Source organism: Vibrio sp. YIC-376 (assembly GCF_052353105.1).
GTDB lineage: Bacteria > Pseudomonadota > Gammaproteobacteria > Enterobacterales > Vibrionaceae > Vibrio.
This window is the reverse complement of sequence record NZ_JBBWFK010000008.1, coordinates 80,098-103,873: the sequence shown is the minus strand read 5'-3', so window position 1 is coordinate 103,873 and position 23,776 is coordinate 80,098. Positions and strand designations below refer to the sequence as shown.

At 44.5% G+C, this 23,776-nt stretch carries 21 protein-coding genes and 1 other annotated feature; of the genes, 5 read left to right on the top strand and 16 right to left on the bottom strand.

What is annotated here, in order from left to right; genetic code table 11:
- Window positions 1–294 precede the first annotated feature (294 nt).
- The 3 genes from WJM94_RS16055 to WJM94_RS16045 all read left to right on the top strand — a co-directional run bounded on the left by WJM94_RS16055 (window position 295) and on the right by WJM94_RS16045 (window position 3,128).
- Complete coding sequence (locus tag WJM94_RS16055) at window positions 295–2,055, top strand: EAL domain-containing protein (RefSeq protein WP_444495197.1); 1,761 nt, start codon at window positions 295–297, stop codon at window positions 2,053–2,055.
- Between the two features lie 87 nt (window positions 2,056–2,142).
- A complete protein-coding gene (locus WJM94_RS16050) occupies window positions 2,143–2,829 on the top strand; it encodes a hypothetical protein (protein WP_444495196.1) in 687 nt (228 codons plus the stop codon).
- Between the two features lie 98 nt (window positions 2,830–2,927).
- Complete coding sequence (locus WJM94_RS16045; RefSeq protein ID WP_014232424.1) at window positions 2,928–3,128, top strand: DUF4250 domain-containing protein; 201 nt, start codon at window positions 2,928–2,930, stop codon at window positions 3,126–3,128.
- Between the two features lie 55 nt (window positions 3,129–3,183).
- Here the strand turns inward: WJM94_RS16045 and WJM94_RS16040 are convergent, their stop codons facing one another.
- A complete protein-coding gene (locus WJM94_RS16040) occupies window positions 3,184–4,095 on the bottom strand; it encodes a LysR substrate-binding domain-containing protein (protein WP_444495195.1) in 912 nt (303 codons plus the stop codon).
- Window positions 4,096–4,353: 258 nt separating this feature from the next.
- Here WJM94_RS16040 and metE point away from each other — a divergent pair, with 258 nt between their 5' ends.
- Window positions 4,354–6,636 carry a 5-methyltetrahydropteroyltriglutamate--homocysteine S-methyltransferase gene (gene metE, locus WJM94_RS16035; RefSeq protein ID WP_444495194.1) on the top strand — a complete coding sequence of 761 codons (2,283 nt, stop codon included), beginning with the start codon at window positions 4,354–4,356 and terminating at the stop codon, window positions 6,634–6,636.
- A 117-nt stretch (window positions 6,637–6,753) separates the two neighbouring features.
- Here metE and WJM94_RS16030 read toward each other — a convergent pair whose 3' ends face one another.
- From WJM94_RS16030 to WJM94_RS16000, 7 genes are all read right to left on the bottom strand, one after another.
- The gene (locus WJM94_RS16030) at window positions 6,754–7,140 is read right to left on the bottom strand and encodes a GspS/AspS pilotin family protein (protein WP_444495193.1); all 387 of its coding nucleotides are present in this window, start codon (window positions 7,138–7,140) and stop codon (window positions 6,754–6,756) included.
- 3 nt (window positions 7,141–7,143) lie between these two features.
- Window positions 7,144–7,440, bottom strand: coding sequence for a YciI family protein (locus WJM94_RS16025; RefSeq protein WP_444495192.1), 297 nt, complete (start codon window positions 7,438–7,440; stop codon window positions 7,144–7,146).
- Between the two features lie 113 nt (window positions 7,441–7,553).
- Window positions 7,554–7,949: an acyl-CoA thioester hydrolase YciA gene (yciA, locus tag WJM94_RS16020; protein WP_444495191.1), complete on the bottom strand. Its 396-nt coding sequence runs from the start codon at window positions 7,947–7,949 to the stop codon at window positions 7,554–7,556.
- A gap of 125 nt (window positions 7,950–8,074) precedes the next feature.
- Window positions 8,075–8,638 (bottom strand): septation protein A, encoded by a 564-nt coding sequence (locus WJM94_RS16015; protein ID WP_444495190.1) that lies wholly within the window; start codon window positions 8,636–8,638, stop codon window positions 8,075–8,077.
- A gap of 132 nt (window positions 8,639–8,770) precedes the next feature.
- Window positions 8,771–9,013: a hypothetical protein gene (locus WJM94_RS16010; RefSeq protein WP_444495189.1), complete on the bottom strand. Its 243-nt coding sequence runs from the start codon at window positions 9,011–9,013 to the stop codon at window positions 8,771–8,773.
- A gap of 121 nt (window positions 9,014–9,134) precedes the next feature.
- Window positions 9,135–11,672 carry a hybrid sensor histidine kinase/response regulator gene (locus WJM94_RS16005; RefSeq protein ID WP_444495188.1) on the bottom strand — a complete coding sequence of 846 codons (2,538 nt, stop codon included), beginning with the start codon at window positions 11,670–11,672 and terminating at the stop codon, window positions 9,135–9,137.
- Window positions 11,673–12,091: 419 nt separating this feature from the next.
- Window positions 12,092–13,357: a dicarboxylate/amino acid:cation symporter gene (locus WJM94_RS16000; RefSeq protein ID WP_444495187.1), complete on the bottom strand. Its 1,266-nt coding sequence runs from the start codon at window positions 13,355–13,357 to the stop codon at window positions 12,092–12,094.
- A gap of 543 nt (window positions 13,358–13,900) precedes the next feature.
- On the opposite strand from WJM94_RS16000, the gene WJM94_RS15995 reads away from it, so the two are divergent.
- A complete protein-coding gene (locus WJM94_RS15995; RefSeq protein ID WP_444495186.1) occupies window positions 13,901–15,442 on the top strand; it encodes a long-chain-fatty-acid--CoA ligase in 1,542 nt (513 codons plus the stop codon).
- Between the two features lie 101 nt (window positions 15,443–15,543).
- Here WJM94_RS15995 and WJM94_RS15990 read toward each other — a convergent pair whose 3' ends face one another.
- The 8 genes from WJM94_RS15990 to WJM94_RS15955 form a co-directional block, all read right to left on the bottom strand.
- A complete protein-coding gene (locus WJM94_RS15990; protein WP_444495185.1) occupies window positions 15,544–16,236 on the bottom strand; it encodes a Crp/Fnr family transcriptional regulator in 693 nt (230 codons plus the stop codon).
- 516 nt (window positions 16,237–16,752) lie between these two features.
- Window positions 16,753–17,559: a tryptophan synthase subunit alpha gene (trpA, locus tag WJM94_RS15985; RefSeq protein ID WP_444495184.1), complete on the bottom strand. Its 807-nt coding sequence runs from the start codon at window positions 17,557–17,559 to the stop codon at window positions 16,753–16,755.
- Window positions 17,559–18,749: a tryptophan synthase subunit beta gene (gene trpB / locus WJM94_RS15980; protein ID WP_444495183.1), complete on the bottom strand. Its 1,191-nt coding sequence runs from the start codon at window positions 18,747–18,749 to the stop codon at window positions 17,559–17,561. The genes trpA and trpB overlap by 1 nt, the downstream gene beginning before the upstream one ends.
- A 39-nt stretch (window positions 18,750–18,788) precedes the next feature.
- Window positions 18,789–20,228, bottom strand: a complete 1,440-nt coding sequence (trpCF, locus tag WJM94_RS15975; protein WP_444495182.1) for a bifunctional indole-3-glycerol-phosphate synthase TrpC/phosphoribosylanthranilate isomerase TrpF — start codon at window positions 20,226–20,228, stop codon at window positions 18,789–18,791.
- 13 nt (window positions 20,229–20,241) lie between these two features.
- Window positions 20,242–21,240, bottom strand: a complete 999-nt coding sequence (gene trpD, locus WJM94_RS15970) for an anthranilate phosphoribosyltransferase (protein WP_444495181.1) — start codon at window positions 21,238–21,240, stop codon at window positions 20,242–20,244.
- 19 nt (window positions 21,241–21,259) lie between these two features.
- On the bottom strand, window positions 21,260–21,850 hold the full coding sequence (locus WJM94_RS15965) for an aminodeoxychorismate/anthranilate synthase component II (RefSeq protein WP_444495180.1): 591 nt from the start codon (window positions 21,848–21,850) through the stop codon (window positions 21,260–21,262).
- 6 nt (window positions 21,851–21,856) lie between these two features.
- A complete protein-coding gene (locus WJM94_RS15960) occupies window positions 21,857–23,437 on the bottom strand; it encodes an anthranilate synthase component 1 (RefSeq protein ID WP_444495179.1) in 1,581 nt (526 codons plus the stop codon).
- A 125-nt stretch (window positions 23,438–23,562) separates the two neighbouring features.
- Window positions 23,563–23,666, bottom strand: a sequence feature (Trp leader region).
- Window positions 23,613–23,738 carry a Trp operon leader peptide gene (locus tag WJM94_RS15955; RefSeq protein WP_444495178.1) on the bottom strand — a complete coding sequence of 42 codons (126 nt, stop codon included), beginning with the start codon at window positions 23,736–23,738 and terminating at the stop codon, window positions 23,613–23,615. Its footprint overlaps the feature before it by 54 nt.
- Window positions 23,739–23,776: the final 38 nt, after the last annotated feature.

The window sequence follows — 23,776 nt, the reverse complement described above, 5'->3', positions numbered from 1 at the left end:
ATACCAAACTTGTCTATTCAAGCTTAGTTCATCGAGTTTTATTTAGATTGTAAAAATGTAGATGAATTATCGATGGTTTTTTATCTGATATTACCTTGAACACCTTGTGGTTATTACGATTGTGACCATCACATGTCCCATTATTAATACAACCTATAAGCAAGTAAGTTCGTATGGGAAAATGCATTTATAATCAATTTAGTGCACTGCAATAGAGTGTTATTCTCGCAAGGTACATCAGTCGCATTTAGCTACGGCAGTCGAAGTTAGGGTGTAAGAAAGAAGGGCCAAGTAATGAGTGAGTCGGCAAAGACAGCACATAGAAGAGTATTGATGTGGATGCAAAATCGCAGCGAACAGGAACATGACTGGCTCTTGTTTCTACCAACAAAAGATGAGTTTGAAATTAAGCTGGATAGTCTCGCAAAGGAGCGCGGTTATAACGGTCTCAATATAGTTATGACTTTGAAGCCTAACTTCAATCAGCACTGTTTGCTGGAGCAGCAATTAGGCTTTGCTGACTTCATTATGCGTAGCCGCTATGCAAGCTTGACGGGTCAGTTGACACGAAATGTGTTCGTGGTTTGTTTACAAACGCCTCATTGCCAATGGTTAAGTTCTATAAAATCAATTGAAATTGCGATCAAAGGCTTCTTCGCTGAACTAAAGAGTGAGTTGGGGGCCACAATGTACGCCACCGTTGTGGAGGGTCAAACCGGCGTGTCTGTACTTGGCTACGATACAAGCAACCCCAAAAAGGCACTCTCGCTTGCCGTTCAGGCCATGGTGTCGTCCAGAGTGGGTGAAAGTGGCTATTACAATTTTTATAACAGTAAATTGCATGCTGAATTATTGAAACGTCAGCACTTAGAAATATTCCTAAAAAAGCAGATAGATAGTGAGTTGGTGGATGTCTATTTTCAGCCAATTGTAGAAACGCGGACAGGCAAAGTTGCCAAGTTTGAAGCGTTGGCGAGATTTCATCATGAAAATAGTAGCTATAGCACGCAGGAGATGATTTCAATCATCGAAGACCTTGAACTCATTGCAGCGTTAGACGACTTGGTCTGTCGAACCGCGCTTACGTTATGGTCCAATCTTCAGTGTGTTTATGAGCAAGATATTGGGCTCTCGATCAACCGATCTCTGAGTACTAAGTTAGATTCATTACAGGTTCTTCAGCGTTCAATGGATCTGATTAAATCAAGTGGTATTAATCCTGAGCTGGTGACGATAGAGCTAACGGAAACCACGTACTTTGAACAAGACGAAGAGCACACACAGGCTCTCAAGCATATCAGGCAAGAAGGCATTAAAATCGCTATAGATGATTTTGGTACTGGATATGCGTCTTTCTCTTACTTGGAAAAAGGACAATTCGATCTTCTAAAAATAGATCGTAAGTTTGTCATGAATATTCATGAGAGCAACAGCAGCTATTACATTGTCAAAGCGATAACCGAGCTTGCTCACCGTTTGGGATTGAAAGTGATTGCGGAAGGGGTGGAATTAGAGCAAGAGCGCCATGCACTGACAGAGATCGGTGTGGATTATCTGCAAGGATTCTTATTTTCACAAGCCGTACCAGCTGTTTGGCTAGAGCAACCTCAATATCATCAGAGTTTGTTTAAAGAAGTAACCGTCGCGGCGACTCAAGAAATGACGTTGCAATCTTTGACTCGCAGAGACGTAAGATGTCTGGAGCCAGACGACCCAATATCTACACTGGGTGATATTATAGACCTGTCATCGGATTTTCCTTTAGTCGTAGTGAGTGACAATCGTTGCGTCGGTGTCATTACCAAAGAACAATTGAATCTGCATATGATATCTTCAGTTAAGGTAGAGCAGGGAAGCGATAGAATAGCCGAATACTCTGTAAACCAAGTGATGAATAAAGTGTTTGTTCAAGTAAATTCGAATTTGCCCGTATCCGTCATTCGAGACCTCGTTAAAGCAGAAGTCACTTTTCCGTGGATATTATGTGATTCGGATGAGAAATACAGGGGCTTGTTGACTCAAGAGGACGTATTGAAATATCTGGCATCATGTTAGGGCAAAAGCCACATCGGGTTTAGGTGGTTTGGGGATGGGTGATTTGCTATTATCGCCATCCCAAACGACTTAGAGCTTGCATTCACTATGATTCAACAATTGCTGGTTACTTTCCCACCGATGTTATTTGGCGCACAAGCGCTACTGACTTTGCTTCTGATTAAGGGCGATATCTGTCCGGGTCAGCGAGGTCGTCTTCACAAAATGTTACCTGCAATTGGGGTCATGTGGCTGGCGGTGGCATCACTTCGTATTGAAGCATTTATGGTGGTGTTTGCAATTTTTTACTTCTACTCTCAGGTTCAAACCAAAAAAACGCGTGAGAAAGGACCGTTGTGGGTACTGCATTTGGCGAATGGTTTGGCGTTTGCTTATGTGGCTATTCAAGTCTTTGAACAAACTAACTGGCCAGCAGCGGCAGCCATGACGTTAATGATCTTCTTCCTGGGTGCTTCGTTTTCTCAATTGCTTCTTACGATTGCACGCAGCCGTTTGCAAGCCTTTCACCGAATTTTGCCAGTGGCTGGTATTGTGTCTGGCATGTTGTTGGTTATCGCGACGCTGTTTTCGTCTTATCAGCTAGATGAGGCGGCATTACTTACCGCTACTCAACCTATCCTAGTTGCCTTAGTGACGCTCATCTCTTCAATTGTGGTTTGGTGTTGGCATATTTTTACTCACAAAAAGCCTGAAAAAGCGCAGCTTGCGGTCGCTTTTCTGCTTGCTCTTGCATCCATGACCAGCCTGCAAGGTTTATTTACATTGGTAGCCTAACTGCCTGCCAATCAGCTCACGATCTAGATTGGACTTACTTTAAAATCGCGAAATTGTGTCTACGCTGTATATATACGTTGTCGAAGAGGAGTGTCGCGATGGATTTAAGCAATGTAGGTAATCTGGATAGCATTATTTTATTAGGCATCGTCAACGAAAAACTACGCTTAGAGTGTGACAGTTTTGACGAATTGGTCTCGACATATGAGATGGATACAGAGTCGGTAGTAGGCAAGCTTGATATGCTTGGCTACCAATACGACCCTCTCACCAATCAATTTAAATCTTACGAACGCTAGTTAAATCTAACGAAAGCTCGAGTTCGCTACGCAGTCTGGTAATCTCCACGAAGCGTCAAGCCATCTTGATTCCGTCAAGGTGGCTTTTGCATTGCTGTTTTGCAGTTGCAAAGAATGCCTGTAAATAACGCTTATCCTTCTCCGAGTTTCGAACAGCAGCAAACAGGCGGCGCCATAATCCTTTGCCAAAAGGCTTACTGGTGATCAATCCCTGACGTGAAAACTCTGATATTGCCCAATTTGGTAACGCTGCAACCCCTAATCCCGCCGATACCATTTGCACCAGCATCAACGTATTGTCAGCTTGTTTCCATTTTGCTGGTTCGACGCCAGCTGGCTGTAAGAAGTGTTTTACCACATCTAACCGCTGTTTCTGCACGGGATAAGACAACATGGTTTGATCTGCCAGATCGAGTGGCTCGATGATCGCCTTGTCTGCTAGTGGATGGCTGGTGGAAGTGATCAAGCGCATTTCAAAATCAAACAGGGGCTCATAATGTACTTCCGAGCGAGGCTGAATATCGGATGTTATGACAAGGTCAAGCTCCCCGGCGAGCAGGGCAGGTAAAGGTTCAAATCCAAAACCAGAAGAGAAGTCCAGTGTCACACTTGGCCACGCCAGCTGATACTCCCTCAATGCAGGCATCAGCCACTGGAAGCAGGAATGGCACTCAATAGCCATGTGTAATCTGCCGTTGACGTCTTCTTTCAAACTGGCCAGTTCATTTTCTGCTCTTGCCAGTTTAGGCAAAATTTCTTCTGCCAGACGCAACAGAATCTCTCCTTCAGAGGTGAACTTTACCGGTCGGGTTTTTCTAAGGAATAACTGCCCGCCAATCCGCGATTCGAGATCTTTAATTTGGTGCGAAAGAGCCGATTGAGTCAAATGCAATGCGGTTGCGGTTGCCGTCAATGAGCCTGTATCTCGAAGCGAGGTAATGGTACGCAAATGTTTTAGCTCTATCATGAATCTCTTTCATCCTTTCTAGCTCGTCATGAACTTTACTAACTTAACCATAAAACATGGATATGTAAACGTCTAGACGTCTATTTATTTAAGAAATTGATTTAGTAGAAGGTTACGTTATGAATTTTTTTAATAAACAAGTTGAATATTTGGATGTTGTTCAATTTGTTCTGTAGAGAGATAGTTTAGCCATCCAGACATCTTAGTGATTAAGTGCAAGATGCTCTGACCCAAACAAATTGAAGAAGGAATCTGGAAATGGCTACAACAACGCACATACTTGGCTACCCACGCATTGGGGAAAAACGTGAACTGAAATTTGCACTAGAAAAATACTGGCATGGAGAGATTGATCAAGCGCAGTTGAAACAGGTAGGTGCAGATTTGAGAGCGAAGAACTGGCAAGTACAATCGGACGCAGGTCTGAGCTTCGTCACTGCCGGCGATTTCGCATGGTACGATCACGTACTCACTACAACGCTGTTGTTGGGACACGTACCAAAACGCCATGCTAATGGTTTTCCTAATCTCGACACCCTGTTTAAAGTCGGCCGCGGTCAATCCCAGACCGTTTGCGACTGCGCTGGTACCGCCGCTTCTGATATGACGAAATGGTTCAATACTAACTACCATTACATCGTGCCAGAATTTAGTAAAGACGATACGTTTGAGGTGAGCTGGCCGCAGCTATTTGAAGAAGTGAACGAAGCGGTAAAAACAGGGAATCAAGTAAAGCCTGTGCTACTTGGTCCTGTGAGTTACCTTTATTTGGGTAAAGAAGTTGAAGACGATTTTGACCGTCTGACACTGCTACCAAGATTGCTGGCTGCGTATCAGGCGATTTTGGCAAAACTGGCCAGCCAAGGTGTGGAATGGGTTCAAATCGATGAGCCAATTTTATCTCTTCAACTTGAAAGTAAATGGGCTGATTCCTTTAAACTGGCGTATCAGGTAATCCGCAGTGACGTCAAAGTCCTGTTGACGACTTACTTTGATTCGGTAACAGATACTTTAAACAAAATTGTCGAGCTGCCCGTTGACGGCTTGCACATCGACCTTTCTGCGTCACCTGAACAGTTGGATGAAGTTGTCGCCAAGTTACCACAAGGTTGGGTTCTGTCTGCTGGCGTTATAAATGGACGTAACGTTTGGCGTTCAGACCTAGGCGCGCAGCTAGAACGTTTACAGCCTGTCAAAGAGCAGTTAGGTGATAAACTTTGGATCGCAAGTTCATGTTCTCTGCTACATAGCCCGGTCGACCTTGAGCTTGAACCGACGCTTAGCGAAGAAGTGAAAAGTTGGTTTGCCTTCGCCAAGCAGAAAGTTAAGGAAGTATCACTGTTAGGTAAAGCTTTGGATGGAGATCAAAACGCAATTTTGGCATGTGATACTTACAGCCAGCCGATCAAAGCGCGCAAAACAGCAACGCATGTTAATAAGCCTCAAGTACAGGCGCGTATCAATAGTATTACATCGTCACTTGCAGAGCGTAGTGCACCTTACGCAGAACGTGCGGCTCATCAGGCGGAAGTATTAGGCTTGCCTTTATTGCCTACCACAACAATCGGCTCCTTCCCTCAGACAGGTGAAATCCGAGTTCAGCGAAGTGCTTTCCGCGCCGGTCAGCTTTCTGAATCTGAATACATTCAAGCACTGAAAGGGCATATCGCTGATGCTGTTAAACGTCAGGAAGCGCTGGATCTGGATGTGTTAGTGCATGGTGAAGCTGAGCGTAACGATATGGTGGAGTACTTTGCAGAGAATCTGGCTGGTTTCCAAACCACTAAATTCGGCTGGGTACAGAGCTATGGCTCACGTTGTGTGAAACCAGCCATCGTTGTTGCGGATATTGAACGAGAAAAACCAATCACGGTTGAATGGTCTATCTATGCTCAGTCACTAACAAGTAAACAAATGAAAGGGATGTTAACCGGCCCTGTAACGATTCTGTGTTGGACATTCCCACGTGAAGACATCACGCGTCAGGAGATTGCACAACAGCTGGCATTAGCACTACGTGATGAAGTTTCTGACCTGCAAGATGCTGGCATAAATATCATCCAGATTGATGAGCCTGCGATACGTGAGGGGCTTCCACTCAAAAAGCGTGATCATAAATCTTACCTGGAATGGGCTGTGGATGCGTTTAAGATTTCTGCAGGTAGCGCGAAGCCGGAGACACAAATTCATACTCATATGTGTTACAGCGAGTTCAATGAAATCATCAATTCTGTTGCGGCGCTGGATGCAGATGTGATTACGATTGAAACATCGCGCTCTAATATGGAGTTACTGAAGGCGTTTGAAGAGTTTAACTACCCGAACGAAATTGGTCCGGGTGTGTATGATATTCACTCGCCAAACATTCCGACACAAGAGTGGATTGAAGGACTTATCAAGAAAGCGGCTGAAAAAATTCCGGTACAGCGTTTGTGGGTGAACCCAGATTGCGGTTTAAAAACACGTAACTGGGCGGAGACGGAGGCAGCGTTAGCCAACTTAGTCTCAGCGGCGAAAAAGCTTCGTGCTGAACTGGCATAAACGAGCAGAAATAAAAAGCAGGGTTTGAATCCCTGCTTTTATGTGTCTTTAACTTGCTATTCAGCAGCGATACTTGGACTTGAGTCAATGCTGAACTAGCTTGCCAAATTACTGTGGTTAATTGTTGCAGCGTTGTTCTGAAATCAATTCGTCTGCCATTAATTGCCCACGAGAGTTACGAACTTTGATTCGATACATCAAACCCATATTGATTTGGTCCCGAATGTCAGGCTTGTTGCAGAAAGTGTAGATACTGGAATTGAGTACCTGGGCTAACGGCTTTGCACCAACAGCAGCATCGTTGTAGATCATCATCATCTCAATCACATTCTTGTTAGAAGAAACGCGCATGATTTTTAATGGTCCGTACTCTAACGGTAGACCAGAGGATAAAACACCAGCTCGGTTAGATGCCAAAAGCTCCAACTGATGTTCTTTCTCACTACTAGATGTACAACCCGCTAGCGCGCTAAGCGCTAGGAAGAAACACAGTAATTTTTTCATAAATTAGAACACTTTTTTGAACGGTTTTACGATCACGTTTTCGTAAACGCCCGCTGCCACGTAAGGGTCTTTATCTGCCCATGCTTTCGCATCTTCCAAAGAATTAAACTCAGCTATGACAGTCGAACCTGTAAACCCGGCTTCTCCTGGATTATCAGAATCAATCGCTGGCATTGGGCCCGCGGTCAGAAGTCGGCCTTCATCCTGAAGTTTCTGTAAACGTTCAAGGTGTTGAGGGCGAACACTCATGCGTTTTTCTAACGAATTCTCGATATCCTGAGAAAAGATGACGTACCACATAGCATAGTTCCTTAATTGGTAGGTTGGAGTCCTAATTTAACGACTTTTTGGCGTTACTCACAAGTTAACATTGGAAAATGTGAGATTTTTCCGCTGATTAGGACGTCTAGGTATTATTTTTGGATTGGGCGTGGCTTTCCTTCACTGTCGATCGCAACGTAATTAAAGGTTGCGTCACACACCATAAAGCGATCTTCGATGCCATCAACTTTCACTGGTTTAACCCAAACTTCGAGGTCAACACTCATTGAAGTGCGGCCAATTTTCTTACATACGCCGTAGCAACACACTACATCACCTACGCTAACTGGCTTTTTAAAGGTAATGCTCGAAACAGAAACGGTCACTACGCGTCCTGAAGAGATTTCCTTTGCCAAAATAGCGCCAGCTAAGTCGAGCTGAGACATTATCCAGCCACCAAAGATATCGCCATTCGCATTGGTATCAGCGGGCATTGCAAGGGTACGAAGCAGAAGTTGGCCTTTCGGAGAGTTAAATTCTTGGCTCATTGTGACATCCTAAATTATCGGCAGCGCTCAAATTAAGCGCAAACATTTACTGGAACTAGATCAAAACAGCGACCCGGAGGTCGCTGTTAATATATGTTTGCGCGGATTATAGCAAAGCTGAGCTGTTAATCATCAACCGATACATCGGATGAGTTATTTTTCTGCTCTTTTGGCATGTGTTTGTATATATAGAAACCTGTTGCGATCATATAGCTGAATGTCGCTATTAGCAGACCAAACACTTTGAAGTTAACCCAAACATCTAGTGGTAACTGGTACGCAACGTAAATGTTTAAACCAGCGCAGAAAGAGAAAAAGCCAACCCAAGCCCAGTTGATACGAGTCCAGATATGCTCCGGAAGAGAGAGCTCTTTACCTAACATTCCTTTAATTGCAGATTTACCCATTGCATGACTGACTGCAAGACCAATAGCAAAGATCAAGTACACTATGGTTACTTTCCATTTGATGAAGTTGTCATCGTGAAGGAAGATGGTCATTCCGCCAAACACAGCCACCATCACGAATGTGATTAACTGCATCTTTTCCACTTTTTTGTAAAGCGCGTATGTCAGAACGATTTGAATAGCCGTCGCCACGATAAGAGCCCCAGTCGCAACGTAAATGTCATACATCTTATACAAGGCAAAGAAGACAATGAGTGGAATAAAATCAAGAATTTGCTTCATGTTGCAGAAAACTACCTAGTTATTGAGTTGCAGACAGTCTAGCGGAATCTCGAATAATGTGAATACTTCGAGACAATTCGATACAAAAATTGCCGCAATTTGGGCGGCAATTTACTGTCGCTTAAGTCAAGTTTAGGCTACATCTTGAAACTTGGGAATACGTGTTTTTACCTCTTCCAGATAACCTTCGCCCAGTAGATTATCTACAGTGGCGGCAAGTTCTTCATCGCTCATGCTAAAACACGAAGTCTTACCTGTCATCAAGCTAAGATATTGGTGGTACTTTTCTTCGGTGTAGTATCCTACACGGTCTAATAGTAACGCTTTAACGCCGTGATGAATCAGACGGTGATAAGTTTGTCTACAGGCTAACATGCCCATCTCCCTGTCAAACTTTTTGGCTGTTCGTTTGAAGAATAACGATTTGGATAATTCGATTTACTTATCCTTTAAGCATAAAATTAAGCATAAAATAGGCCAACTAGTTGCAGGTGCATTAAAAAGAGCTTGATGCGGTATTGCTGTCTTGACCGAGCCATTTATTCAACATGTCTCGTAGTGCGTTTAAGGTGGTTGGCTTAAGCAAACGGTCATCCATCAGTGTATCGATCCGCTCTAATTCTGATGTACCAGATTCCCCTGATAAGGCAATCACGATAGTTGAAGGGGATATCTGCTTAATGCTTTGGCTCGCGTCATAACCGTTCATTACAGGCATCTGTACATCCATTAAGACTAAATCTACTTTACAGGATTTCACTATCTCGATTGCGGTTGCGCCATTGTTTGCCTGTAAGCTATCGACGCCAAGCTGTTTTAAATACAGTCGGACCAACGTACGTTGCACCTCTTTATCATCGACAATGAGCACTGTTGGTGCAGGTTCCCCCATTTGTAGATGACTTAAACGCATCTTTCTTATATCACTTTGAGGGTTATTCCAGTCAATATCCGGAGATCTTAATGTTTCCGCTTTTGGCGAGTTAGGAACAACAGGGAAATAGAGGTAAAACTCTGAAAATTCTCCCTCAACAGAGTGGCATTCAATTCGCCCGCCAAATGAGCGCATTACCCGCTGGCAGTAACTCAGGCCAAGGCCGCTACCGCCACTCTTCTGATACGAAAAAAAGTCATCAAAGATCTTATTTTGGATACCGCTGTTTATTCCTGGTCCAGTATCTCTGAAGATTAAAATGTTTTCGTAGGTTCCGGTTTGAGTACTGATCTCAATCTGGCTTGAAGGATAAGAGTCAAAGTAGTAAACGGCATTGCGAATCAGATTGAAAATGACAAAACTAAAGAGTGTTTCATTGAGCTTGGCAACAAAATCGTGATGTTGAGGTAGATGGATTCTTTCAATTATCTTTTCATTTTCGAAACCATAGCGGCTAACAGCCAGATGAATGGCCCTATGCATGGAGGTTACCGCAAGAGGTTCCTGCTCCGGCGATGTGTCACTGACTTCTCTCAGGATGATATCAATAAGTTGACGCCCTCTTTGAATTGCAGCTTGCCCTTTATCAATGTCACCTTTGAGTTCTTTCAGTGATGTCCCAGACTCGATATGTTGTGCGAGTTCTTCAAACTGCAGCTGTACCTGAGTCAGAGGGTTACGCATTTCATGTGCGATGGAGTGGGCGAGTGCACGACTTTGACGTACTTCTCTGTCTGTTTCGATAGTGCTTTGTACGCGAGTCAGTAGTGTTTGTAAGGCTGAAATCTCTTCGTTAGAAAACAGTTGATGATTTCTTTTATGCGCAGAGATCAAAAGGTGGGAAACGGATTTACTCTGACCAAACAGGGGCATCACTAACGCGGTATCGTTAGATCGCATTCGTCGATAGAGTTTTCTCAGAGAGCTTCTATTTGAAGATGCATAGTTGATTTCCTCAGATACTTCATCCACCAGTAGAACCGATTTGTCTGAGTTCAGGTAATCTTCGTAAAACGACTGAGTATAGTGACTGCTCACCAATTGCAGCTTGTTTTCGGGAATGTTGAGTAAGGTACCAAGCTTACTCATTGCATTATCGATGGAGCTCTTAAAGTCGCCTTCTAAAGCAAGTATTTGTTGTACCGGAGTGTATTTACGAAAGTAAATTAAATAGCTAACAAAATACCCCACATATCGAAAGACCCAGCGCCATGTAATGCCTACCAATGCACACATTGGTATTGCAACAATCCATTGATTACTATAAGAAATAGGTATCAACATGGATCCCAGAGGCATGACGTATAGCGCACATGTTATGTGTGCTGTTATGGTTAAATAAGCGAGATATTTCGCGCTATAGAAACGTGAAGTCAACAACGCGTAACCGACAAAGAGCATCTCACTGATGGACAGAGCCGGCGGTAACCATGTCAGTGAGAAGTCACCAAGGAAATACGTTAATCCTAAGTGAATGACGGTTGTTGAAAGCATGAATACCAAGATACCGGCGATCATATAGTTGTTTTTGGCTAGCGCTAGTTTACTGCTGCTGGCCCGCATGCGGATAAGATTGACGAGTGTCAGCACAATGAACGCCAAGATAGAAGTGAAGAAATAGGGGGTATGTGAGCCAAACTCAATGACAAACTCACTAGGTCCGCTGATCATCACGTTTTCTACTGTCAACCCAGGACGTGAGTTAATGAGCAATGAGTACACGGATAGTAGGATAAACAGCACTTGCTGCCATTTTTTTACGTAGATCTTTTTTTGTTCCGCAAGTAAGTGACATGAGAAGTAGTAAGCAAAGGCGAATGAGAAGAAGGAAGCTAAATTAGCTAGTTTAGCCATGAAGATGCCGCCCTTTGATCCAAATATCACTAATAGATCAGTATGAAAATATGCATTGCTGCTAATCCAGAGAATGATGCATGAAGAGTACGCGATGTATGGCGCGTGGTGGGAACCAAAAACTGCCTCATTCCTTTTTCTTAGGCGATAGCAGTAATACAGCAGCCAGAAGAGAACAACGGCAACCGTGGCATATAGTGTGATGGCTTTTGGGTAAAGCAGACCTGCCAAACCAAAATCAAACATTACGCTTCACCTTGGAGATGAGTCGAAATGTTTGGAGGTGACTTTTACCACCACTAGCTACGCTAAAAGTGTGAGATTCTGAGTGTAACTCGCAGGCGAAAAAACGGGCATGGTTAGCCTTATCTACGCTTGGTAAAAACAAGCCAGACAGCAAGTGACAGTTGGTTCTGTTAAGAACGCTGTTGTTTACAACTCTTTGATTCTTATGAATAGACCAATCCGCATGGGAGATAAGATCTAAAGACAACTTTAGACTCATGTTACAACCTAGAACAGACGTTTTTTTATGTTTATAGGTGCGTTATATCATTTTGAATAAATTATGCTACCAGTTTCTGTTAGTATGGTTACCTAATGCAAAAGTTGGATAAAAAAAAGCCGCTCGTTTAGAGCGGCTTCTTAAAAATTTCGAAGAAAACTTAAGCTTCTTGCTTATTAAGCTCTACTTCTTTCTCTGCTTGCTCTTCTTCTACAAGAGAGTCAACAATAACAGCACACGCAGCATCGCCAGTGATGTTTAGGGCAGTACGAATCATGTCAAAGATACGGTCTAGAGCAAACAGTAGTGGTAGACCTTCAATTGGAATCCCAGCCGCTAGCAGAACCGCAACAACCAGGAATGATGGTCCAGGTACACCTGCCTGACCAACTGCACCTAGAGTAGATGTCACGATGATCGCGATGTAAGCACCCATGCCAAGATCGATGTTAAACAGTTGAGCGAAGAAGATTGCTACCAAGCCGTAGTAGATCGCGTTACCAGACATGTTAATCGTTGCGCCTAGAGGCAGAACGAATGATGCTGTTGAGTTTCTAACACCAAGATCTTTCTCACACGTGTCCATCGTTACAGGCAATGTTGCCATTGATGATGCTGTTGACAGCGCAACTGCTTGTGGCTTCTTCATCGAAGAAATGAATTTCTTCGCAGAAGTCTTAGTGAAAACGTGAACCATTGCAGGGTATACAATGAAGCCAAAGATCAGAATAGCTGCGGTGTAGACAACGAATAGCTTAAACACGACCATCAGTGCGCCAAAACCAAACGTACCTACTGCTTCAGCCATCAGACCAAATACACCGATAGGCGCAATGATCATAACCTTGTTGATCATCCAAACCATCGCGTCAACAATGCAGTTCACACCATTAATGATAGGGTCACGGCGCTCTTTAGACTGTTGAGAAATTGCGATACCAAAGAACATGCAGAATACTAGGATTTGCAGGATGTTCGCATCATTCAGTGATTGGAAAACGTTAGTTGGGATCATACCAGTAATGGTTGCCCAGAAAGTAGGTAGTTCACCTTTAGAAGCGTATTCTGCTGAGAACATGCCTTCAACGCCAGAAACGTCGATGCCAATGCCAGGTTGGAATACTTCGCCCATAAACAGAGCAAGTGCTACTGCCAGAGCTGATGTTAAACCAAAGAAACCTAGTGTTACCGCGCCAACTTTACCTGCTGACTGACTGTTACCAAGACCAGCAGCACCAGAAATCAGAGCAACAGCAACCAATGGGATTACTAGCATCTTGATCAGGTTAATAAAGATAGCACCTAGTGGCGCGAATACTGTTGCGTCGTGACCCATCAGGGCACCAGCGGCTGTACCCACGATCATTGCGATGACGACTTGCACGCCAATGTTGTTTAGTAAACTCTTTTCTTTTAACACTTCCATAACCTCTGTGCTAACTAAATATCAAATCCTGAAATTACACACCAATCAAAATTTATTTCATGGATAATAATTTCGCCCCTGCTTTTTACACGTATCATTCACAATTGGCAATATACGAAATAGGGTTATTGATGAAAAAATCGATATTTCATTGACGAAAGCTAATTTTTTACTCAATAGCAAACGTTTGCTATTCGTGATTTCTATGGGATCTCGGAGTCTTTATTAATGTAGTTAATGAATTGAAATTGTCTGGGTTAACTTTATGTTAATGGGTTGTTTTGTTGTTATGAGTGGTGTTCGAACTGTGTTGTTGCTTGATATTTCTGACAATAATTAGGATGCAAGCTCACATTTTGATTATTTCACCTTCATAAATGTTAAATGTTTTACATTCTTGGGGTGATAACTCTTGTAAATATAATGTTAACAAGTGGTGGGGTTTAGGACATAAAGAACCGTATAAGCCACTATATCGTTAATTTTTTGTTGTTAAATCCTTGAGAACAACGTGAATGCCAATAATCTAGAGGTGAAGTCATTATGATGAATCTTGCTGCTGCTCTGCAGCGAAATGCTGCCAGTAAGCCTGATAAGACAGCGTTGATATGCGGTGACTTGGAAATTTCCTACGCTCAATTTGATGCAATTGCCGGCAAAATAGCGACATCTTTGATCAATAGTGGTGTTAAGCCGGGTGACCGAGTTGCATTATCTTGCCCTAATCTGCCGTTCTTTGCTTTTATTTATTTTGCAGTCCAGAAAGCAGGTGCAGTTGCCGTACCGCTGAACGTTCTTTTGAAAGCGAGAGAAATCAAATATCACCTAGAAGACTCAGATGCTAAGTTTTATTTCTGCTTTGAAGGAACATCAGACTTGCCAATGGCTAAAGAAGGTGTAAGAGCGTTTAATGAAGTTGAATCGTGTGAAAACATGGTCGTGATGACGCTATCGCAGACTGAATTGGAATGGAGTGGTATACCAACTCTTAATGCGTTTATTCGCGACGTTGAGCCACTGGCTGATTACGTGCCGCGTAACGCTGATGATACTTGTGTAGTTCTGTACACATCGGGTACTACTGGTATGCCAAAAGGTGCTGAGCTAACGCAACAAAACATCGTATTGAATGCGCTGGTCGGGCAGAATCTCATGGCCGCTCAAGCTGATGATGTGCACCTGGTTACTTTGCCTCTGTTCCACACTTTTGGCCAAACGGTGCACCTGAATGCTAGTGTTTTGAGTGGTGCCACGCTGGTACTTGTCCCTCGTTTTGAACCAACGCACATTCTCGAGCTGATTGAAAAACATAAGGTGACCCTTTTTGCAGGTGTACCAACGATGTACATCGGCATGCTTCACGCAAAACATGACCGTGATATATCTTCACTCCGAGTTGCAGTGAGTGGTGGCTCTTCGCTACCAACAGAAGTGTTCCGTGCATTCGAAGAAAAATTCAATGTGCCGATATTGGAAGGTTACGGCCTGTCTGAAACTAGTCCGATTGCTTGTTTTAACCATTTAGATCAAGAGCGTGTTCCTGGCTCGGTTGGTCAGCCAGTCCAGGGTGTGGAAGTCAAGCTTGTTGATTTAGAGGGCAACTGCGTACCAGTAGGTGAAGAAGGTGAAATCATCGTACGTGGCCACAATGTCATGAAAGGGTATTTAGGACGCCCTGAAGTGACAGAAGCTGTACTGCAAGATGGCTGGTTCTATACTGGCGACGTCGGTCGTTTTGACGAGGTAGGTAATTTGTACATTGTGGATCGAATCAAAGACTTGATTATCCGTGGTGGCTTTAACGTTTACCCTCGTGAAATCGAAGAAGTGTTTATGATACATCCCGCAGTCGCCATGGTCGCAGTGATTGGTATTCCGCATCAAGAGTACGGCGAAGAAATTAAGGCTTACGTTGTACTTAAACCAGATCAAGATGTTGAAGCTGCAGAATTACAAGCATGGGGACGTGAGCAGTTAGCTGCATTTAAGTATCCGCGCTTTGTTGAGATTCGCGAGCAACTTCCGATGAGTGCTACAGGTAAGATTTTGAAACGAGAGCTGAAATCTGAGCTCAAAGTAGCTTAGGTTTTAACGAGCGTAGAAACGAAAAAAGACTGCTAATTTCTTAGCGGTCTTTTTTGTTGCGTGCGCGGTTACTAACATTTTTAACATTCAGAGCGGAAGCGTTATTCAAGCTGCTTGAGATACTCTTCCATTTCTAGCGGGTTGTGAATGGTGATACTTCCGTAACTTAGGGTGAGTGTCCCCAATGCTTCTAGTTTTTTTAATACCTTGTGCACACTTTGTCTGGTGAGCCCCATCATATTGGCGATGTGCTCTCGTGTTACACGTACAACACAAGGGGCGGCATTGATAGGCTGGTTGGTCTGATACGTTGCGAGCAGCAATAATCTTCGGCCAATGCGTTCTTCAATCCCTCTGATGGCATCATCCTCAATAACGGATATTGCGGACCAAAGTCTACGGCTCATCAGATCGAGTATTACAGGATAGCTTTGCGGATACTTCGCCAGAAGTTGACGAAACTTGTCTCCAGGGAGCTCTAACAGGGTGACATCAGAGTGCGCTGTTGCACCAAATATTCGTGGCATTCCTGGTGAAAAAACGTTGTCACCAAACCAACCGCCCGTATCAAAAATCATCAACGTGACTTCTTTTCCTTTGGGACTGATCGAGTTGACGCGAACTGAACCTTTCGCAATGACCATCAAGGAGGAGTGATTGTCCCCTTTGTTACAGATGAGTGCCTTCTCATCGAAATGCCGGGTTCGCGCAATTTGTACCGCGTCATTAATGCCTTCTTCCGGTAATCCGGATAGGACAGGGCATTGAAGCAACAACTTTTTTAACTCTTCCATGTCGGTACCTTAATGCTGAACTTTTAATTTTGTTATATACCCAAGCGACTTCAAGATGCAGGATTCAGAGCGTTGTCACTGGCATAAGTTCAAGGCCTACTCTCAAGGAAAGAACACGCAGCGAAATAGCGAGCTCTTTCCAAGTTATTTGACGCAGAAATCATGTGAGTGACACGCTCCCGGAGGGCGAGTTGTCTTGGCTCACAGCCTTTGTTAACGATTTTTGATTTAGAACCACTAGACCTTCAAATCGTTGCCGCGTCTGTAAACCAAGTCATTCTCGCTGAACCTAGCATCTCGAGGTTGTTTGGGTATATTAACACCTTATAACTGGGTGCACTTAACGAGCTTATCTTTGTGTATGGCTTAAGATCTGAAATTGTGATGGCTCTCTATATGACTCAAACTGACTTATTTTGAAATGCTCTATTGGGAAAGGATTCTTATTTTCCATTCAATAAAAAACGCCCGCTATGAGTAATCAGCGGGCGTTTAGCTTATTTCTATAGAAGTTAGTTATTTTTGAGTAGCTGCTTTCATAGCTGACACAAATTCACCAAGCTTATCGAGCATAATTTGCGGTTGCTCGACGTACGTCTCTATAATTTTAACCACAGCAGAGCCAGAAATCGCACCTGCCGCGCCGGCTTCTATCGCTTGCTTAACTTGTGCTGGCTCAGAGATACCGAAACCAAGTAGTGCTGGCGGCGCATCAAATTGATTCAGTCTTTCTAACAACTGCCCAACTGGCATATTTGCCTTAGTTTCTGTGCCTGTTACACCAGCTCGAGAAAGCAGGTACGTATAACCGCCACTTAGCTCGGCAACTTGCGCTAAGGTTTCATCACTGGCCGTTGGTGGTGCAATAAAGATCGGGTGAATGCCGAACTTCTCTGCCGCTGCAACAAAATCTGCGCTTTCGTTAGTCGGTACGTCAGCAATAAGCACGGAGTCGATACCGGCTTTAGCACAGCGCTCATAAAAGTCCTCAATACCACGGGAGAAAACCAAGTTAGCATACATCAGCAGGCCGATTGGTAACTCTGGGTATTTTGCACGGATCTTACCGATTTGCTCAAAGCAGATGTCCGGTGTCGCGCCAGATTGCAATGCACGATTGTTTGCGCCTTGGATTGTCGGACCGTCTGCAAGTGGATCTGAAAATGGAATGCCTAGTTCAAGTGCGTCAGCGCCAGATTCAACAAGTGTTTCCATTATCTTGTATGATTGCTCGGCGTTTGGATCGCAAACCGTGACGAACGGGACGAATGCACCTTGGTTTTTCTCGTTCAGGCGCGCAAACATCTTCTCATAACGACTCATTAGATCACTCCTTTTTCTTCTAGGATGGCATTAACGGTGAAGATGTCTTTGTCACCACGGCCAGATAGGTTAACTACCAAAAGCTGTTCTTTTTCTGGGTTTTCGCGAGCCATGCGCAGTGCATGCGCAAGTGCGTGAGAGGATTCAAGTGCCGCAATGATGCCTTCGCTACGTGCGATTTCCTGGAACGCATCCAGCGCTTCATCATCGGTGACGTTCGCGTATTCTGCTCGGCCAATTGAATTCAGGTAGGCGTGCTGAGGGCCTACCGATGGGAAGTCCAGACCCGCAGAAACAGAATAAGACTCCTCAATCTGGCCATTTTCATCTTGCATTATCGGTGCTTTCATACCGAAGTAAATCCCAGTCTTACCGTGTTTAAGCGGTGCACCGTGTTGGTCTGTATCAATGCCTTTACCTGCAGGCTCGACACCAATAAGGCGTACGCTTTCGTCATCAATGAAGTCAGCGAACATGCCAATTGCATTCGAACCACCACCGACACAAGCAATCACTGCATCCGGAAGACGACCTTCGCGAGCGAGAATTTGGTTTTTGGTTTCTTCACCAATCATGCGTTGGAATTCACGAACAATAGTCGGGAACGGGTGAGGGCCCGCTGCAGTACCTAATAAGTAGTGTGCATTTTCATAAGTACCAGACCAGTCACGTAGTGCTTCATTACATGCGTCTTTAAGTGTGGCTGAACCAGAATAAACAGGAATCACTTCCGCACCCATCAGCTTCATACGGAATACGTTCGGGCTTTGACGCTCGACATCTTTCGCACCCATATAAACACGGCATTTCAGGCCAAGTAGCGCACAGGCTAAGGCGGTTGCTACACCGTGTTGGCCAGCCCCAGTTTCCGCGATGATTTCAGTCTTACCCATGCGTTTTGCGAGTAGCGCCTGACCAAGCACCTGGTTGGTTTTGTGAGCACCACCATGAAGTAGATCTTCACGCTTTAGGTACAGTTTGGTTTTTGTGCCTTTGGTTAAGTTTCGAGTAAGAGTGAGCGCGGTTGGGCGACCAGCATACTCTTGTAGTAGCGTCATAAATTCGCTATGGAATTCTGGATCTTCCTGTGCGTCAATAAACGCTTGCTCTAGTTGCTCCAATGCTGGAACCAAAATTTGCGGAACGTACTGACCGCCGTATTCGCCAAAGTAGGCATTCAGTTTTGCCATCGTGATATTCCTTCTCGTCTTTTTTGCTACGAAATAGTTTTAGTAGTTGCGAATAGCGTTAAACGCGGCTTGCAACTTCTGAGCATCTTTTTTACCTGGCGCGCTTTCTACGCCAGAGTTTAAATCTAATCCCAAGCAGCCTAGTGCTGCTGCTTGCTGAGCATTCTCAGGGGAGAGTCCTCCCGCTAACATGATTTGACTTGGGTCGCCAATCAGTGACCAATCAAATACTTGTCCGGTGCCACCGGATTGGTTGCCGACCTGCGCATCGAGCAAGTGACGGTCAACGTTTTCAGCCAGTAATGTAGGCAGCACGTCCTGAACTCCGTAGGCTTTCCAGATTTCCACGCCGGAAGGGAGCTCTGCTTTTAGTTGGTTAACGTAGTGCTGATCTTCAGAACCATGCAGTTGAACCGCTTTTAAACCGAGCGATGTGACTATCGCGGATACAAAATCAATTTCATGGTTTTGAAATACGCCAACATATTGAAGTGGTGCGCCGCTCATCGTCAGACGGGCGGTCTCTAAATCCACGGCACGTTTAGACTGTTCAACGAAAATCAGACCACCAAATACCGCGCCCGCTTGATATGCTTTGGCTGCGTCGTCGGGGTGAGTCAGACCACAGACTTTATTTTCGCCCAGAGTTACCTTGCGAACCGCAAGCTCGAGATTATGCTCTGCCATCAGCGAACTGCCAATCAGGAAACCATCAGCGTAAGCTGCTAAATCGCGAACTTGTTGATGGGTGTAAATGCCAGACTCTGAAATTATCGTTGCTTGAGGTGCAAGTTTTCGAATCATTGGCGCAAGCTGTTTAGTGCGGTTCAAGTCGGTACTCAGGTCACGCAAATTGCGGTTATTGATACCGATGACGAGCGCGCCCAAGTCTACGGCACGATGAAGTTCTTCTTCGTTACTGACTTCTGTCAGGACTCCCATATTGAGGCTGTGTGCCACTTCAGCTAATGCTTTGTACTCTTCATCGTTAAGTACTGACAGCATCAGCAAGATAGCGTCAGCGCCGTAATGGCGTGCCAGGTAAACTTGGTAAGTGTCCACCATAAAATCTTTACATATCACAGGTTGCTTAACCTGTTTACGCACTTGTTGAATAAATTCGAAGTTGCCCTGAAAGTATTTTTCGTCAGTTAAGACCGAAATAGCATCAGCATGATTGTTGTAAACCGATGCGATGTAATCCAAATCGAAATCGTCTCTGATGAGCCCTTTAGATGGCGAGGCTTTTTTACACTCAGTAATGAAGACCGTTTTTTCGCCTCTGAGCGCATCATAGAAGTTACGATCGGATGGCTCTAAATCAGATTGGAAAGTACTCAAATGCTGAGAGGCTTTACGTTCTGCAACCCACTGGAATTTGTCGCGAACAATTTTAGCCAGTACTTCAGCCATTTCTGCTTCTTTCTTTGACACGTGCTCAGAAAGGTTGTCAGCTTTTTGAGTGTTTAAGTCCGTCATCTTGATCATTTCCTTAAGCGTGTGCGGCAAGTCGCTGTACCAACTGATAAGCCTTACCTGAGTTCATTGCCTCAATAGCTTGTTGAGCATTGGCTTTTAAATCTTCATGACCAAACAGACGCATGAGTAATGCTACGTTAGCAGCAACAGCGCTGAGCTGAGCGTCGGTTCCTTTTCCTGTCAGAATGTTGGTTATGATTGCTTTATTCTCATCCGGAGTACCACCTTTAATTGCTTCTAACGGGTACTCCTGTAAACCGAAGTCTTCTGGCGTCAGTGTGTATTCGACGATCTGTCCGTCTTTGATTTCTGCGACTGTGGTTGGCCCGTGAATGGCAACTTCATCAAGACCACTACCGTGTACCACTGCTGCGCGCTTCATACCCATTTGTAACATGGTTTCTGCAATAGGACGAACCAGTTCTTCACTGTAAACACCCATTAATTCAATGTTAGGGCGTGCTGGGTTAATCAGTGGACCCAGAATATTGAATATGGTGCGTGTTTTCATAGTTTGACGAACAGGCATCGCATGGCGGAAACCACCGTGGTATTGCGGGGCAAACAGGAAGGCAACACCGATGTCATCCATTGCTGTGCGTGTATCTTCCGGGCTCATTGCCAGGTTGATACCGAAAGAGTCCAATAGGTCTGAAGAGCCTGACTTGCTTGATACGCTGCGATTACCGTGTTTGGCGACTTTCAGACCGCAAGCCGCAGCGACAAATGCTGATGTTGTTGAAATGTTGATGGTGTCGTGACCGTCGCCACCTGTACCGACGATATCGGCAAAGTCGTAGTCCGGGCGCGGGAATGGCTTCGCATTTGCAAGAAGTGCTTTTGCTGCCCCTGCAATTTCGTCAGGGGTTTCCCCCTTAATTTTTAGAGCCGTTAAAGCTGAGGCCATTAAAATTGGGTCAAGCTCACCGCGGATAATGGTATCGAACAGTTGTTGGCTTTCGTCTTGAGTCAGAGATTGTTGTTCGTACAGTTTTTTGATAATTGCTTCCATAATTCCTCTCCCATTTTCCTTATGCGTTGCTTTTCTCAAGCGCCCATTCGATAGCATTGGCTAATAAAGTTGCCCCATAGGTGGTCATAATGGATTCCGGATGGAACTGGAATCCGCAAACTTTATCTTGCTCGTGTACGACAGACATGGTCAGACCATTGACTTCAGCTGTAATGGTCAGTTCTTCAGGCACGAAGGTTGCCACTAAAGAGTGGTAACGTGCGATCGCCAATGGTGATGGCAACGTGGCGTAAGTGGCATGGTTTTGATGCTCCATCATCGATACTTTGCCGTGAATAATTTCACCGGCACCGGCAACAGTGCCACCGTATGCCTCAACAATGGCTTGATGACCAAGACAGATTCCAATAATTGGTACTTTGCCTTTCATACGCTGAATTAAGTCTGGCATTGACCCTGCCTCTGCTGGAGCGCCTGGGCCTGGAGAGAGAAGAACCACTGGATTATCGAGCTCATTTACAGCCTGTTCGATATTCTCTGCCGGGATGTTATTTCGGTAAATTGTTACCGAATGACCAAGTGAACGAAATTGGTCAACTAAGTTATAAGTAAAGGAATCAAAGTTATCGATAAATACTATGTTAGCCATAATCTGCTACTCCTCCTTCTTTGTAGGTTGAGAATGTGCTGCTTGAATAGCAGAAATAACGGCTTGTGCCTTACCGCGGGTTTCGTCCGCTTCGGCTTGCGGATCTGAATCGAATACCACACCTGCACCAGCTTGTACTTGAGCAATACCGTTTTCAACATACGCTGAACGAATCACAATGCATGTATCCAGCGTGCCTTCTCCGGTTAGATAACCAACCGCACCACCATAACTGCCGCGTCGAACGCCTTCTACGTCACGAATCAACTGCATCGCGCGAATTTTCGGTGCGCCAGTAAGCGTACCCATGTTCATGCTTGCCTGATAAGCGTGTAATGCGTCTAGATCCTCTCGTAGCTGGCCAACAACTCGAGAGACTAAGTGCATTACGTGGCTGTAACGGTCAACTTTAAGCAAGTCAGCTACGTGGCGAGTGCCCGCTTCAGAGATTCGCGCTACATCGTTACGTGCCAGGTCGACCAACATCATGTGTTCTGCGTTTTCTTTCATGTCGGTACGCAGTTCAAGCTCAATGCGGCTGTCCAGGTCAAAATCGATGTCACCGTTTGGACGTTTGCCACGGCGGCGTGTTCCCGCGATTGGGTATATCTCAACCTGATTGGTTTCTGTTTCGTACTTCAGAGCGCTTTCTGGTGACGCACCAAATAGCGTGAATAACTCATCTTGCATGTAGAACATGTATGGACTTGGGTTACTTTTCTTCAGCTCTTTATACGCTGCCAGCGGAGAAGGGCATGGCAGTGTAAAACGACGTGAAGGGACGACCTGGAAAATATCGCCTTTCACAACGTACTCTTTTAAGTCGCGAACAATCTGGCAGAAATCTTCATCTGAAATGCTTGTTTCTACCGTCACATCGGCAAGTTTCGTTGCGTTCGGTAAATGCTTAGGCGAAGCACATTGTGTTCTGATTTCAGCAATGCGTTCTTCTAACGTTGCCCTCTGTGAATCATCGACAAAAAGGGTAGCTTGCAAGTGGCAAGATTCTGTTTGATGGTCAACAACAAGAAGGGTTTCAGCGATGTAAAATACGTAATCAGGGCACTGGTTGATTGCTTCTGCATTGCCTAAAGGTTCGAAGTTCGCAACTAAGTCATAGGCAAACAAGCCACCTAAGAAAATAGCATGTTTGTCTTTATCAGAAATATCGAAACTATGTTGAACCAAGCGCAGCGCATCAAATGTGGAAGCTTCGCGCAAGCGGGAATCTTCATCCAGGGTGTCGCATGGTTGAGTAAATTCCAGAGTAAGGGTTTCACCATCAAATTGCGCAGCGATTCCGCCTCGTACGTTCTGGTTTAAATGCGCGAGCAAGTTTTTACCATTTTCCGTTAAGGCGTGCATGCTTACGGTATGGTCATAACAAATAACTCGAACCGCAGAGTCGACGATCATCAGAGATTTCAAATCTTGTTTCGAATCAATCTCCGCAGATTCCAGAAGTAAGCTATCCGTTTTGTTTTCACATAGGGTGTGAAACAAGCGGGTCGGGTCCTGAGTGTAAGGAACAGAAGCAGTTAACACTTCCAGTTGTCCAAGATTCTTGATTTCAATGGCCTTGTTCACAAGACCTCCTTATAGCTGTTTTAATCTTCCTGCTGCACATAGTGGCATAAAGTAAGCGTTGCCCCAATTAAGAGTTTACGATATCCGGTTAATGTTTAAGCAGTTAAACTTGAAAAGGGCGACAAATTAAAAAGCCCGCTTTGGCAGCGGGCTTTTTAACGTTTGATTCTCTAAACTAGAAGTACACGTTTGCCCACCAAGAACTTGTCCAAGTGCGCCACCAAGCAACATTCAACGAGTTTGTCTTACTAAGACAAACCGTAACTTTCGCTTTTTGGTTTTGGGTCAATTCTTGTAACATAGTGAGCCTTGAATTAAGTGTTCTGTATTTGTGTACTA

Bases quoted from the DNA above. Each gene is read 5' to 3' on its own strand.
- WJM94_RS16050 (WP_444495196.1), top strand. From the start codon at position 2,143: ATGATTCAACAATTGCTGGTTACTTTCCCACCGATGTTATTTGGCGCA.
- WJM94_RS16025 (WP_444495192.1), bottom strand. From the start codon at position 7,440: ATGTGGTACGTCATCTTTTCTCAGGATATCGAGAATTCGTTAGAAAAA.
- WJM94_RS16055 (WP_444495197.1), top strand. From the start codon at position 295: ATGAGTGAGTCGGCAAAGACAGCACATAGAAGAGTATTGATGTGGATG.
- trpA (WP_444495184.1), bottom strand. From the start codon at position 17,559: ATGAGTCGTTATGAGAAGATGTTTGCGCGCCTGAACGAGAAAAACCAA.
- WJM94_RS16010 (WP_444495189.1), bottom strand. From the start codon at position 9,013: ATGTTAGCCTGTAGACAAACTTATCACCGTCTGATTCATCACGGCGTT.
- WJM94_RS16030 (WP_444495193.1), bottom strand. From the start codon at position 7,140: ATGAAAAAATTACTGTGTTTCTTCCTAGCGCTTAGCGCGCTAGCGGGT.
- WJM94_RS16045 (WP_014232424.1), top strand. From the start codon at position 2,928: ATGGATTTAAGCAATGTAGGTAATCTGGATAGCATTATTTTATTAGGC.
- WJM94_RS16040 (WP_444495195.1), bottom strand. From the start codon at position 4,095: ATGATAGAGCTAAAACATTTGCGTACCATTACCTCGCTTCGAGATACA.
- WJM94_RS15990 (WP_444495185.1), bottom strand. From the start codon at position 16,236: ATGGAAGAGTTAAAAAAGTTGTTGCTTCAATGCCCTGTCCTATCCGGA.
- WJM94_RS16015 (WP_444495190.1), bottom strand. From the start codon at position 8,638: ATGAAGCAAATTCTTGATTTTATTCCACTCATTGTCTTCTTTGCCTTG.
- metE (WP_444495194.1), top strand. From the start codon at position 4,354: ATGGCTACAACAACGCACATACTTGGCTACCCACGCATTGGGGAAAAA.
- trpCF (WP_444495182.1), bottom strand. From the start codon at position 20,228: ATGACGGACTTAAACACTCAAAAAGCTGACAACCTTTCTGAGCACGTG.
- WJM94_RS16005 (WP_444495188.1), bottom strand. From the start codon at position 11,672: ATGTTTGATTTTGGTTTGGCAGGTCTGCTTTACCCAAAAGCCATCACA.
- WJM94_RS15965 (WP_444495180.1), bottom strand. From the start codon at position 21,850: ATGGCTAACATAGTATTTATCGATAACTTTGATTCCTTTACTTATAAC.
- trpB (WP_444495183.1), bottom strand. From the start codon at position 18,749: ATGGCAAAACTGAATGCCTACTTTGGCGAATACGGCGGTCAGTACGTT.
- WJM94_RS15995 (WP_444495186.1), top strand. From the start codon at position 13,901: ATGATGAATCTTGCTGCTGCTCTGCAGCGAAATGCTGCCAGTAAGCCT.
- WJM94_RS16000 (WP_444495187.1), bottom strand. From the start codon at position 13,357: ATGGAAGTGTTAAAAGAAAAGAGTTTACTAAACAACATTGGCGTGCAA.
- WJM94_RS15955 (WP_444495178.1), bottom strand. From the start codon at position 23,738: ATGTTACAAGAATTGACCCAAAACCAAAAAGCGAAAGTTACGGTTTGT.
- yciA (WP_444495191.1), bottom strand. From the start codon at position 7,949: ATGAGCCAAGAATTTAACTCTCCGAAAGGCCAACTTCTGCTTCGTACC.
- trpD (WP_444495181.1), bottom strand. From the start codon at position 21,240: ATGGAAGCAATTATCAAAAAACTGTACGAACAACAATCTCTGACTCAA.